Annotated in this window: 12 protein-coding genes; 8 read left to right on the forward strand and 4 right to left on the reverse strand. The window is 69.8% G+C overall.

The genetic code is table 11. The features are described 5' to 3' along the window. Nucleotides 1-287: 287 nt before the first annotated feature. Nucleotides 288-617 (reverse strand): acyl-CoA carboxylase epsilon subunit, encoded by a 330-nt coding sequence (locus QH270_RS10985; protein ID WP_280340648.1) that lies wholly within the window; start codon nucleotides 615-617, stop codon nucleotides 288-290. 164 nt (nucleotides 618-781) lie between these two features. Beyond that, complete coding sequence (locus QH270_RS10990; protein ID WP_280340650.1) at nucleotides 782-2,422, reverse strand: acyl-CoA carboxylase subunit beta; 1,641 nt, start codon at nucleotides 2,420-2,422, stop codon at nucleotides 782-784. Nucleotides 2,423-2,545: 123 nt separating this feature from the next. Between QH270_RS10990 and QH270_RS10995 the strand changes: the two genes are divergently transcribed. Beyond that, nucleotides 2,546-3,340: a biotin--[acetyl-CoA-carboxylase] ligase gene (locus QH270_RS10995; RefSeq protein WP_280340653.1), complete on the forward strand. Its 795-nt coding sequence runs from the start codon at nucleotides 2,546-2,548 to the stop codon at nucleotides 3,338-3,340. 72 nt (nucleotides 3,341-3,412) lie between these two features. Here QH270_RS10995 and QH270_RS11000 read toward each other — a convergent pair whose 3' ends face one another. Next, nucleotides 3,413-4,378, reverse strand: coding sequence for an acyl-ACP desaturase (locus tag QH270_RS11000; protein WP_280340655.1), 966 nt, complete (start codon nucleotides 4,376-4,378; stop codon nucleotides 3,413-3,415). A 128-nt stretch (nucleotides 4,379-4,506) separates the two neighbouring features. Between QH270_RS11000 and QH270_RS11005 the strand changes: the two genes are divergently transcribed. The 3 genes from QH270_RS11005 to QH270_RS11015 are packed head-to-tail and all read left to right on the forward strand — an operon-like array spanning nucleotide 4,507 to nucleotide 7,072. After that, entirely contained in the window at nucleotides 4,507-5,037 is a 531-nt protein-coding gene (locus QH270_RS11005; RefSeq protein ID WP_110036976.1) for a PH domain-containing protein, read from the forward strand. A gap of 29 nt (nucleotides 5,038-5,066) precedes the next feature. Continuing rightward, nucleotides 5,067-5,765 (forward strand): response regulator transcription factor, encoded by a 699-nt coding sequence (locus QH270_RS11010; RefSeq protein ID WP_110036975.1) that lies wholly within the window; start codon nucleotides 5,067-5,069, stop codon nucleotides 5,763-5,765. Continuing rightward, on the forward strand, nucleotides 5,765-7,072 hold the full coding sequence (locus QH270_RS11015; protein ID WP_280340658.1) for a sensor histidine kinase: 1,308 nt from the start codon (nucleotides 5,765-5,767) through the stop codon (nucleotides 7,070-7,072). Before QH270_RS11010 ends, QH270_RS11015 begins: the two co-directional genes overlap by 1 nt. 70 nt (nucleotides 7,073-7,142) lie before the next feature. On the opposite strand, the gene QH270_RS11020 is transcribed toward QH270_RS11015, so the two are convergent. Further along, entirely contained in the window at nucleotides 7,143-7,691 is a 549-nt protein-coding gene (locus tag QH270_RS11020) for a GtrA family protein (protein WP_280340661.1), read from the reverse strand. Nucleotides 7,692-7,730: 39 nt separating this feature from the next. On the opposite strand from QH270_RS11020, the gene QH270_RS11025 reads away from it, so the two are divergent. From QH270_RS11025 to QH270_RS11040, 4 genes are all read left to right on the forward strand, one after another. Further along, a complete protein-coding gene (locus QH270_RS11025; RefSeq protein WP_432420337.1) occupies nucleotides 7,731-8,957 on the forward strand; it encodes a 5-(carboxyamino)imidazole ribonucleotide synthase in 1,227 nt (408 codons plus the stop codon). A 150-nt stretch (nucleotides 8,958-9,107) separates the two neighbouring features. Further along, complete coding sequence (gene purE / locus QH270_RS11030) at nucleotides 9,108-9,611, forward strand: 5-(carboxyamino)imidazole ribonucleotide mutase (RefSeq protein WP_280340663.1); 504 nt, start codon at nucleotides 9,108-9,110, stop codon at nucleotides 9,609-9,611. A 36-nt stretch (nucleotides 9,612-9,647) separates the two neighbouring features. Beyond that, the gene (locus QH270_RS11035; protein WP_280340665.1) at nucleotides 9,648-10,307 is read left to right on the forward strand and encodes a TetR family transcriptional regulator; all 660 of its coding nucleotides are present in this window, start codon (nucleotides 9,648-9,650) and stop codon (nucleotides 10,305-10,307) included. 166 nt (nucleotides 10,308-10,473) lie between these two features. Further along, complete coding sequence (locus QH270_RS11040; protein WP_280340668.1) at nucleotides 10,474-11,631, forward strand: acyl-CoA dehydrogenase; 1,158 nt, start codon at nucleotides 10,474-10,476, stop codon at nucleotides 11,629-11,631. Nucleotides 11,632-11,807: the final 176 nt, after the last annotated feature.

An 11,807-nucleotide genomic window follows, 5' to 3' on the forward strand; every position in this document is an offset into this window, starting at 1 on the left:
CGGCTGGTCTTGGCCTCCGCGTCTCCGGCCCGCCTCGGAGTCCTGGGGCCGGCGGGGGGGGGGCCCGGCGGGGGGGGGGGGGGGGGGGGGGGGGGGGCGGGGGGGGGGGGCCGGGGCGCGGGGAACAAGGCGCCCCCCCGCGGGGGGCCTCCTTGTACCCCGCGCCACGGCCGCCCCCCCCCGCGCCCCCCCCCCCCCCCGCCCCCCCCCCGCGGGCACCCACCCCCGCCGCGCCCAGGACTCCGAGGCGGGCCGGAGACGCGGAGGCCAAGACCAGCCGGGTCACCTCAGCGCAGGTGCGACAGCAGCGGGTACGCGTACGGCGAGAACGGGGAGGTACCCCGGTGCTGCAGCGTCGGCGCACCCCAGCTGTCGGCCGGGCCCGCGGGCGCACCGGCCGGTGCCGCGGCGGCGGCCGCGCTCAGCACGGCGACCAGGGCCGCGATGTCCTCATCGGTGGGCGCGCCCTTGACGATGCGGAACAGGGGCTCACCGAGTGCCTCGGCGGGTTCGCCGGCCACCGCGCTCGCGGACAGTTCGACCTCGTCGACGAGTGGTTCGACAGCGAGCTCGAGCTCGGCGGCGGTCAACACGTCTTCTTCTGCCACAGTGGTCACAGTGCCAGATCCTTCCTGCCTCATCCGGGAGGTCCTCCCGGGCGATGCTGTACTACTCCGAATGACTACAGCGCGGTTGCCGCGATCATTCCCGGTAGGGACGCGACGATCAACTGTTGCGTCTCACGGTCAAGTGTGCGCGGCCTACCGGGGATATCGCGCTTTCAGAGCGGAATGTTGCCGTGTTTCTTCGGCGGAAGGGTCACCATCTTGCGCTCGAGCAGGCGCAGCGCCGACACGATCTGGCCGCGCGTGTGCGAGGGCGGGATGACCGCGTCGACGTATCCGCGCTCGGCCGCCACGTACGGGTTCACCAGGGTGTCCTCGTACTCGTTCTGCAGCTCGAGGCGCAGCGCGTCGACATCGGCACCGCTCTTGGCAGCCTCGGACAGCTGCTTGCGGTAGACGAAACCGACGGCGCCCGAGGCGCCCATGACGGCGATCTGCGCGGTCGGCCAGGCCAGGTTCACATCGGCGCCCATGTGCTTGGAACCCATGACGTCGTAGGCGCCACCGTAGGCCTTGCGGGTGATGATGGTGATCTTGCCCACAGTGGCCTCGCCGTAGGCGTAGAGGAGCTTCGCGCCGCGGCGGATGATGCCGTTGTATTCCTGGCCGGTGCCGGGCAGGAAGCCGGGCACGTCGACCAGGGTGATGATCGGGACGTTGAAGGCGTCGCAGGTGCGCACGAAGCGCGCGGCCTTCTCCGAGGCGTCGATGTCGAGGCAGCCGGCGAACTGGGTCGGCTGGTTGGCGACGATGCCGACGCTGCGGCCGTCGATGCGACCGAAACCGCAGATGATGTTCATCGCGCGCTCGGCCTGCACCTCGAGGAACTCGTCGTCGTCGAGCAGCCGGGTGATGACCTCGTGCATGTCGTAGGGCTGGTTCGGCGAGTCCGGGATGATCGTGTCGAGCTCGAGGTCCTCGTCGGTGAGCGAGTCCTCGATCGCGCCGGTGATCGGGTCGCTCGGCTCGTGCCGGGGCGCCTCGGCGCGGTTGTTGCTCGGCAGGTAGCTCAGCAGGTCCTTGACGTAGTCGAGGGCGTCCTGCTCGCCGGAGGCCACGTAGTGGGCGACACCGGACTTGGTCATGTGGGTGTGCGCGCCACCGAGGTCCTCCATGGTGACCTCTTCGCCGGTGACGGTCTTGATCACGTCGGGGCCGGTGACGAACATCTGCGAGGTCTGGTCGACCATCACCACGAAGTCGGTGAGGGCGGGGGAGTACACGTGGCCACCGGCGGCGGGGCCCATGATCAGCGAGATCTGCGGGATCACGCCGGAGGCCTGCACGTTGCGGTGGAAGATCTCGCCGTAGAGGCCGAGCGAGACCACGCCCTCCTGGATGCGCGCGCCGGCACCCTCGTTGATGCCGACGAGCGGACGGCCGGTCTTGAGGGCCAGGTCCATGACCTTGACGATCTTCTCGCCGTAGACCTCGCCGAGGGAGCCACCGAAGACGGTGACGTCCTGGGAGAAGATGCACACGTCGCGACCGTCGATGGTGCCGTAGCCGGTGACGACGCCGTCACCGAGCGGGCGGTTGTTCTCCAGGCCGAAATTCACGCTGCGATGCTTGGCGAGGGCGTCGAGCTCGACGAAGGAACCCTCGTCGAGCAGGGCCAGGATGCGCTCGCGCGCGGTCATCTTGCCCTTGGCGTGCACCTTGTCGACCGCGGCCTCACCCATCGGGTGTTGCGCTTCTTCCAGCCGATTCCGCAGGTCAGCCAGCTTCCCGGCGGTCGTGTGGATATCGGGGGTGCCCGCCGAATCCGATGCGGGCTGCTGCTGGACACTCGTCATGGGTTGCGAGTGTAACGAGTGACACCTCGTAGCACTACGGCAGTACGGCTACTCGCCGGTAGAGAAATCCCAGCTAGGTGCGGCCACAAGATCGCCGGTCCCGGGCCGAGTAGCGTGCCGGGAATGAACAGGGCACCGATCGATGCGCAGCGTCTGCACAGCTCCTCGGCCGATGGGCCGCTGTCGTTCTACGACCGGATCGATGTCGTCGAATCGACCGGGTCGACCAATGCCGATCTGGTGGCCCGTGCCGCCGACACCGCCCTGGATCGGCACGCGCTGCTCGCCGAGACCCAACTCACCGGGCGCGGCAGGCACTCGCGCTCGTGGGTGAGTCCGCCACGCGCGCAGATCTCGCTGTCGGTCCTGGTGCGGCTGCCCGACATCGACCCCACCACGCTCGGCTGGCTGCCGCTGCTCACCGGCGTCGCCGTGGTCGACGCGCTGCGCGAGACGCCGGGTGTGCGCGCCGACCTGAAATGGCCCAACGACGTCCTGCTCGGCGGCCGCAAGCTGGCCGGAATCCTGGCCGAGGTGGCCGCCACCGGCGCCGCGCCCGCCGTGGTGGTCGGCGTCGGGCTCAATGTCGATCTCGACGAGTCCGAACTGCCCGTCCCGCACGCGACGTCGCTGACGCTGTCCGGGGTGGACACCGATCGCACCGCGCTGGTCGCCGCGATCCTGGCCCAGTTCGCCGCCCGCTTCACCGCGTGGCAGCGGGCGGGCTGGGCGACCGATGAACTCGCTGCGGCCTACCGCGAGCGGTGCGCCACCATCGGCGTCGACGTGCGCGCCGAACTGCCCGGCGGCCAGGTGATCACCGGCGTCGCGACCGGGGTGGACGACACCGGCCGCCTGCTCATCGGTGACCGGGCCGTCTCGGCGGGCGATGTGTCCCATCTGCGCGGGCAGTACTGACCACTGACCGCGCGTGCCCGGCCCGCCGGTCAGGCGCTCTTCCGACCGGCGGGCCGGGCCGCGAATCCGGGCTCAGCGGGCCGCGACTCCGGCGTTCCGCTCGGCGACCTCGCGCTCACGGGCGAGCAGCCGGTCGCGCTGCTCCTCGAACTTGAGGACGTCCTTCTCCAGCTTCACCAGGAACTGCGCGAGCTCGTCGCGGGCGATCTCGCCCGCGGGGCCGAAGTCGTTGCGGCCGAAGATGTCCCACTGTTTGAGGACGGGCCGCACCACCTCGTCGAGGTGCTGGCGCAGGTCGTAGATACCGTGCTTGGCCATCAGCACGCCGTTGCGGCGCCAGTTCGGCATGCCGGCGCCGGGCATCTGGAAGTTGGTGAGCACCTTGGTGATCGCGGGCATCGCCTGATCGGGAACCAGGTCGAGCGCGGCCGCGCACAGGTTGCGGTAGAAGATCATGTGCAGGTTCTCGTCGGTGGCGACGCGAGCCAGCATGCGGTCGGCGATCGGATCGTCGCAGACGCGGCCGGTGTTGCGATGGCTGACCCGGGTGGCCAGCTCCTGGAACGTTACGTAGGCCACGTTGACCAGGAATCCGCCCCAGTTCGCCGGTGCGTGCGCGCCCTGGGTCATGTGGACCATGCGGGCTTCTTCCAGCGCCACCGGGTCGACCCCGCGGGTGACGACCAGGTAGTCGCGGATGACGATGCCGTGGCGGTTCTCCTCGGCGGTCCAGCGACCGACCCAGGTGCCCCAGGCGCCGTCCTGGGAGAAGTTCTCGGCGATCTCGCGGTGGTAGGACGGGAGGTTGTCCTCGGTGAGCAGGTTGGTGATCATCGCGGCCTTGGCGACATCGGTGAGCTTGGATTGCTCCGGCTCCCAGTCGATTCCGCCCATCGCGGCGAAATTGCGGCCCTCGTCCCACGGCACGTAGTCGTGCGGGTGCCAGTCCTTGGCGATCGAGAGGTGCCGGTTCAGATTCTGTTCGGCCACCGGTTCCAGGGCCGTGAGGATTTCGAGCTGAGTCAGGGCTTTGGTCACGCGTGCCTCCACTGTCGGGTGTCGAGCAAGCAGAAAATGGGCAGAACCTGGCAACGAGCGTCGAATCACACTATCGCCTCGGCCGTGGCATCGAGAAATGCGGCGTGACAACGGGGTATCGTTCGGCCATGGGGTACCCGGAGGACGTTCTCGCGCCCGACGAACAGCTGATCCTGCACCGCCACCCGCATTGGAAGATGCTGGTGTGGCCGGTGATCACACTCATCGGCGGCACCGCGATCGCCGGGTTCCTCGGCGGCCTCGCCTGGCGCAACACCGAGGGCCACGTGCGCACCGTGCTGCTGATCCTCATCGGGCTGATCTGGCTCGGGCTCATCCTGTGGCGCTGCGTCGGCAAGGTGATCGCCTGGAAGTCCACCCATTTCATCATCACCGACCGGCGGGTGCTGGTGCGCCAGGGCGTGATCACCCACACCGGCATCGACATCCCGCTCAGCCGCATCTCGAGCGTCCAGTTCCAGCACGGGGTGTTCGACCGGATGCTCGGCACCGGCACGCTGATCATCGGCTCCTCCTCGGAGGAACCGCTCGAATACGACGACATCCCGCAGGTCCAGCAGGTGCACGCGCTGCTCTACCACGAGGTCTTCGAGGCGGGCAGCCGCCGCGACCAGTCCTGGGGCGGCGGTTACCGGTGAGCGCGCGGCGGCATCCGTAATCTGAGCACATGACCGCCGTACTGCTCGCCGAGGACGACGAGGCGATCGCCGCCCCGCTCTCCCGCGCCCTCGGCCGCGAGGGTTACACCGTCACCGTCGAACGGTTCGGGCCCGCCGTGCTGCGGCGCGCCCTCGAAGGCGACCACGACCTGCTGATCCTCGATCTCGGCCTGCCCGGCATGGACGGGCTCGAGGTCTGCCGTCAGGTCAGGGCCAGCGGCGCCGATCTGGCGGTGCTGATGCTCACCGCCCGCACCGACGAGGTCGACTTCGTCGTCGGGCTCGACGCCGGCGCCGACGACTACGTCGGCAAACCTTTCCGCCTGGCCGAATTGCTGGCGCGGGTGCGGGCCCTGTTGCGGCGCAGCGGCATCGGTGACGACGCGGTGGAGGTCGGCGGCATCCGGCTCGAACCGGCCGCCCGGCGGGTGCTGGTCAACGGGGCCGAGGTGAACCTGGCCAACAAGGAGTACGAGCTGCTCAAGGTGCTCATCGACCGGGCCGGGCAGGTGGTGCCGCGCGAGACCATCCTGCGTGAGGTGTGGGGCGACGCCGATCTGCGCGGCTCCAAGACCCTCGACATGCACATGTCCTGGTTGCGTCGCAAGATCGGGGACGAGGGGCCGATGGCGGAGCGGCGCATCGTCACCGTGCGCGGCGTCGGATTCCGGTTGAACACCGACGGACCGTCGACCGGCAGAGGCTAGTGCGTCGCCGCATCCTGCGCTCGATCCTGACCGTGCTGACCATCACCACGGTCGTGCTCGGCGTGCCGCTGATCTACACGGCCTGGCTCTGGGTCGAGGACATCACCCGCAACGATCTGCAGAGCCGCCTCGAGCGCATCGCCGCCGAGGTGATCGCCCAGGAACGCGCCGACGGGATCGTCCCCGACGGGCTGGACACCCGCGCGATGCGGGCGCTCGTGCCCGAGGGCGGCAAGCTGACGATCGTCTACCCGGCGCCGCACGACAACGCCGCCCGCAGCGATATCGGCGTCGAGCACGTCGACGATCCGCTGGTGGAATCGCTGTCGATGGGCACCTCGGGGTCGCTGCGACTCGAAGTGCCCGCGGGTCCGATGAAAGCCAGGCAGGAGCAGGCGGTGGCCGCCGTCGCGCTGGCCGTGCTCGCCTCGCTCGGCGCCGCCTTCTCGGTCGCGGTGGTGACCGCGCGCCGGGTCGCCGATCCGCTGCGTGACGTGGCCGCGCGCGCCGCCCGGCTGGCGATGGGCGACTTCCGGCCCGACCCGCGCAGGCACGGCATCGCCGAACTGGATCGCGTCTCCGATGTGCTCGATTCGGCGACCGTCGAGATCGCGGGCCGCTTGCAGCGTGAGCACGCGCTGGTCGCCGATGTCTCGCATCAGCTGCGCAGCCGCCTCACCGCCGTCCGGCTGCGCCTGGACGAGCTGTCCACGCACGCCGATCCCGAGGTGGTGCACGAGGCCGAGGAGGCCATGGCGCAGGTCGACCGGCTCACCGACGCCATCGACGATCTGGTCCGCGCCTCCCGCGACGAGGACGCCGCCGACCGCGATCCGGTCCCGGTGATGGCCGAGCTGCGGGGCGTGATGGCCGAATGGGCGCATCCCTTCACCGAGGAGGGCCGCGAGCTGCGGCTCATCGGTGACGAGTCGCTGCGCGCCCCGATCACCGGCTCGCGGCTGCGCGAGGCGGTCGCGGTGCTGGTCGACAACGCCCTGATGCACGGCGGCGGCACCTGCACGGTGTCGGTGCGCACAGTGCCGACGATGAGCTCGCGTGACCCGCTGATCTGCGTGGAGGTGGCCGACGAGGGCGAGGGGGTACGCGACGAACTCGCGCCACACATCTTCGATCGCGGCTTCTCGGCGGGCGGATCGACCGGCGTCGGCCTGGCCCTGGCCCGTGCCCTGGTGGAGGCCGACGGTGGGCGATTGGAGCTGCAACGGCGCCGTCCGGCCCTGTTCGCGGTGTTCCTCGGCTCGAAGGTCAACCGATCACCGAACGCGACCCTCACCGAACCGCGTTGAACTCACAGCCACCACCGCGATTTCGGCGGCGAGGTCACGAGGCCGAAATCCCGCGGCGCCAGCCGCCATGTCAGCTGTGGCCGAGGTGCTCCTGCTCTTCCTCGATCAGGTCCTCGAACTCGGCGACGATCTCGTTCATCTCGTCGGGGAAGACCCAGCGGCGCATCGCCCAGAACCGGAACGCCATCTGCAGCAGGTTGCCGATGACGAACGCGCTGACGAAGTCGGCCACGTTCTCGACGAGGAAGCTCACGTTCGGCTGCCGCAGATCGAACACGTAGCTCGAGATCCACAGCGGGATGTTGCTCAGGACCACGCCGATGCCGCTGACTCCGAAGAACAGCAACGCCTCGTGATGCTTCTCGCGGCCGCCGCGATTCTTGAACGACCACTCCCGGTTGAGAATGTAGGAAGCGATCACCGCGACCACGCCGGAAATGATCTTGGCGGTTACCGGTTTCTCGCTGAGTACGGTCCATTTCAGGAGGTAGAACAGGCCGCTGTCGATCACGAACGTGGTGGCACCGACGATGGCGAACTTGATCAGCTCACGGTGCCGGTACGCGATATCGCGCAGGCGCGGGGGAAGGACGCTGACCACGTCGTCGACGATTGACACGAGTTCCGAGTGTACCGGTAGCAAAGATTCGCATTCGACATGACAACATTGCACGACGTGAGTGCACGTTCGTTCGATCCGTCTGCCATGCCCACCGTCACGATGGTCGGTGGTGGCCAGCTCGCGCGCATGACCCACCAGGCCGCCGTCGCCCTCGGCCAGCGGTTGCGGGTGCTCGCCGAGCGCCCCGACGACCCCGCCGCGCAGGTCACCCCGGAGGTGGTCCTCGGCAGCCACAGCGACCTGTCGGCCCTGCGCAAGGCCGCCGTCGGCTCGCACGCGCTGACCTTCGACCACGAGCACGTGCCGACCGAGCACCTCGACGTGCTGGTCGCCGAAGGCGTCAACGTGGCGCCCCCGCCGCAGGCGCTGATCTACGCCCAGGACAAGCTGGCCATGCGCACCAAGCTGTCCGAGCTGGGGCTGCCGGTGCCCGCGTTCGTCGAGGTCACCGCGCCCGCCGACGCGATCGCCTTCGGTGACGAGCACGGCTGGCCGTTCGTGCTCAAGGCCGTGCGCGGCGGCTACGACGGTCGCGGCGTGTGGATGCCCGCCGACGCCACCGAGGCCGAGCGCCTGGTCACCGAGCAGCTCGCGCACGGCGTGCAGTTGCTGGCCGAGGCGAAGGTGGATCTGGCGCGGGAGCTGTCGGCGATGGTCGCGCGGTCGCCGTTCGGACAGGCCGCGACCTGGCCGGTGGTCGAGACCGTGCAGCGCAACGGTCAGTGCGCCGTGGTGCTCGCGCCCGCCCCCGGCCTGGACGAGGACCTGGCCGCCCGCGCCGAGACGATGGCGCTGGAGCTGGCGGCCGGTCTCGGCGTCGTCGGTGTGATGGCCGTGGAGCTGTTCGAGACCCACGACGGCGAGATCCTGGTGAACGAGCTGGCGATGCGCCCGCACAACTCCGGCCACTGGGGCATGGACGGTGCCCGCACCGGCCAGTTCGAGCAGCACTTGCGCGCGGTCCTGGACTACCCGCTCGGCGACACCACCCCGCTCGCCCCGGTGACGGTGATGGCCAACATCCTCGGCGCGCCCGAGGCGCCCGCCATGTCGATGGACGAGCGGCTGCACCACCTGTTCGCCCGGCTGCCCGAGGCCAAGGTGCACCTGTACGGCAAGGGCGAGCGGCCCGACCGCAAGATCGGGCACGTCAACATCCTCGGCGAGGATGTCACCGAAACGCGCGAGAAGGCCGAACGCGCGGCGCACTGGATGTCGCACGCCGTCTGGACCGACGGCTGGGACCCGCACGGAACCGACTGATCCACCCCGCACTCACCGGACACAACCACCACGGTTTTCGGCCGCCTCGCCGCCGAGGGGCGAGACGTCCCGCCGCAGGCGCAGTATCGCCCCTCGGCGGCGAGGTCACGAGGCCGAAAACCCGCGGCGCCAGCCGCAGAAAGGCACAGCATGAACCACGGTCCCCAGGTCGGTCTGATCATGGGCAGCGATTCCGACTGGCCGACGATGGAGGCCGCCGCCGAGGCGCTGGCCGAGTTCGGTGTCCGCTTCGAGGTCGGCGTGGTCTCCGCGCACCGCACCCCGCAGCGCATGCTCGACTACGCCCGGGACGCCGCAGGCCGCGGCATCCAGGCGATCATCGCGGGCGCCGGTGGCGCCGCCCACCTGCCGGGCATGGTCGCCTCGGCCACGCCGCTGCCGGTCATCGGCGTGCCGGTCCCGCTGAAGTACCTCGACGGCATGGACTCGCTGCTCTCGATCGTGCAGATGCCGGCCGGTGTCCCGGTCGCGACCGTCTCCATCGGCGGCGCCCGCAACGCGGGCCTGCTCGCCGTCCGCATCCTCGCCGCCGCCGACCCCGCCCTGCGCGCCCGCATGGAACAGTTCCAGGCCGGCCTGGAGAAGATGGTCCTCGACAAGGACCAGGCCCTGCGCACCAAGCTGCTGGGCTAGGACGGCGCCGTCGTGGGCGGTGACTACGGTGGGCGGGTGGCTCACGACGATGCGGCGCAGTTCCGGCTCACGGTGGTGGATCAGGCGTTGCGGTTGTTCGCCGAGCGGGGGTACGAGGCGACGACCGTGGACGAGATCGCGGTGGCGGCCGGGATCTCCCGGCGGACCTTCTTCCGGCAGTTCCGGTCCAAGGAGGACGTGATCTTCGCCGATCACGAATTCCAGCTCGCGCTGGCCGCCGAATCGTTGGAGCGGTCCGCGGGTGATCCGTGGGATGCGGTGTGCGAGGCCGTGATCGGGGTGTTCGAGCGGTTCACGCAGTGGCGTGACATCGCCGCGCGCCGGTACCAGGTGGTGCGCCGGGTGCCCGCGCTGCGTGAGCGCGAGATCGTCACCGTGTTCCGGTACGAGCGGTTGTTCACCGATTTCCTGCGCGAGCGGCTGCCCGAGGTACCCGACCTGGTCCGGGTGCAGTTCACCGCCGCGGTGACCGCGACGCACAACTATCTGCTGCGCCGGATGGTGCGCGGGGAACCGGCGGCCGCGGTCACCGACCTGCGCACCGAACTGGCGCTGATCCCGCGTGGGCGGCAGGACAGGGCTCCCGGCGGGGAGCTGGTCGTCGCGGTGTTCCCACGGGACATGCCGTCGCGCCAGGTGGCGGACCTGATCACCGCTCGGCTCGATAACCTGTGACACGCGGTTCGCGCCGCAGCACCGTGATGTGACACTGAGTGCCATCGGCATATGCCCATGTCGTTCGTGAACGCCGGGGGTATAATCTCCATCGAATGGCACTCGGTGCCGATCGTTCGACGCTGTCGACCGCAGCGATCACCACCCACGACCAGGAGCGTGCCCGATGGCGGGAAACCCGGATTTCAACCTGTTCCAGCTCGAGGACTTCCACGATGAGCTCCGCGGCGCCATCCGCGGCCTCGCCGAGAAGGAGATCGCGCCCTACGCCAAGGACGTCGACGGCAACGCCCGGTTCCCCGAGGAGGCGCTGACCGCCCTCAACGCCGCCGGCTTCAACGCCGTGCACGTGCCGGAGGCCTACGGCGGCCAGGGCGCCGACTCGGTCGCCACCTGCATCGTGATCGAGGAAGTCGCCCGCGTCTGCGGCTCGTCCTCGCTGATCCCGGCCGTGAACAAGCTGGGCACCATGGGCCTGATCCTCAACGGCTCCGAGGAGCTGAAGCAGAAGGTCCTCGGTGACCTGGTCGAGGGCAAGATGGCCTCGTACTGTCTGTCCGAGCGTGAGGCCGGCTCCGACGCCGCCTCCATGCGCACCCGCGCCAAGGCCGACGGCGACGACTGGATCCTCAACGGCTCCAAGTGCTGGATCACCAACGGCGGCAAGTCCGAGTGGTACACCGTGATGGCCGTGACCGACGCCGAGAAGGGTGCCAACGGCATCTCCGCGTTCATGGTGCACAAGGACGACGAGGGCTTCGTCGTCGGCCCGCTCGAGCACAAGCTGGGCATCAAGGGTTCGCCCACCGCCGAGCTCTACTTCGAGAACTGCCGCATCCCGGGTGACCGCATCATCGGCGAGCCCGGCACCGGCTTCAAGACCGCGCTGCAGACCCTGGACCACACCCGCCCGACCATCGGCGCGCAGGCCGTCGGCCTGGCCCAGGGCGCGCTGGACGCCGCGATCGCCTACACCAAGGACCGCAAGCAGTTCGGCAAGGCCATCGCCGACTTCCAGAACACCCAGTTCATGCTCGCCGACATGGCGATGAAGGTCGAGGCCGCCCGCCTCATGGTCTACACCTCGGCGGCCCGCGCCGAGCGTGGCGAGAAGAACCTCGGCTTCATCTCCGCCGCCGCCAAGTGCTTCGCCTCCGACGTGGCCATGGAGGTCACCACCAACGCCGTCCAGCTCTTCGGTGGCGCCGGCTACACCACCGACTTCCCGGTCGAGCGCATGATGCGCGACGCCAAGATCACCCAGATCTACGAGGGCACCAACCAGATCCAGCGCCTGGTGATGTCGCGCCAGATCCTGCGCTGATCGCCTCTTCGCGCCAGCGACTCCGGGGGGGGGGGCCCCCGGCCGGGAGGGGGCGGGCGCCGGGGGGGGGCTGGCCCTGGCGCCGGGGGGCGCGGGGCGGCGCCATCGCCTCCCGGATCACCTTGAGCAGCGGCATCACTCCGGTGCCCGCGGATTCGTCGCGGGAGGTCCACGGC

The organism is Nocardia neocaledoniensis, from assembly GCF_029868625.1.
Classification (GTDB): Bacteria; Actinomycetota; Actinomycetes; order Mycobacteriales; family Mycobacteriaceae; genus Nocardia; species Nocardia neocaledoniensis_A.

What these genes read in the sequence shown, in the direction of transcription:
- QH270_RS10990 (WP_280340650.1), bottom strand. Translation starts at nt 2,422, where the DNA reads ATGACGAGTGTCCAGCAGCAGCCCGCATCGGATTCGGCGGGCACCCCC.
- QH270_RS10995 (WP_280340653.1), top strand. Translation starts at nt 2,546, where the DNA reads ATGAACAGGGCACCGATCGATGCGCAGCGTCTGCACAGCTCCTCGGCC.
- QH270_RS11005 (WP_110036976.1), top strand. Translation starts at nt 4,507, where the DNA reads ATGGGGTACCCGGAGGACGTTCTCGCGCCCGACGAACAGCTGATCCTG.
- QH270_RS11010 (WP_110036975.1), top strand. Translation starts at nt 5,067, where the DNA reads ATGACCGCCGTACTGCTCGCCGAGGACGACGAGGCGATCGCCGCCCCG.
- QH270_RS11025 (WP_432420337.1), top strand. Translation starts at nt 7,731, where the DNA reads ATGACAACATTGCACGACGTGAGTGCACGTTCGTTCGATCCGTCTGCC.
- purE (WP_280340663.1), top strand. Translation starts at nt 9,108, where the DNA reads ATGAACCACGGTCCCCAGGTCGGTCTGATCATGGGCAGCGATTCCGAC.
- QH270_RS11040 (WP_280340668.1), top strand. Translation starts at nt 10,474, where the DNA reads ATGGCGGGAAACCCGGATTTCAACCTGTTCCAGCTCGAGGACTTCCAC.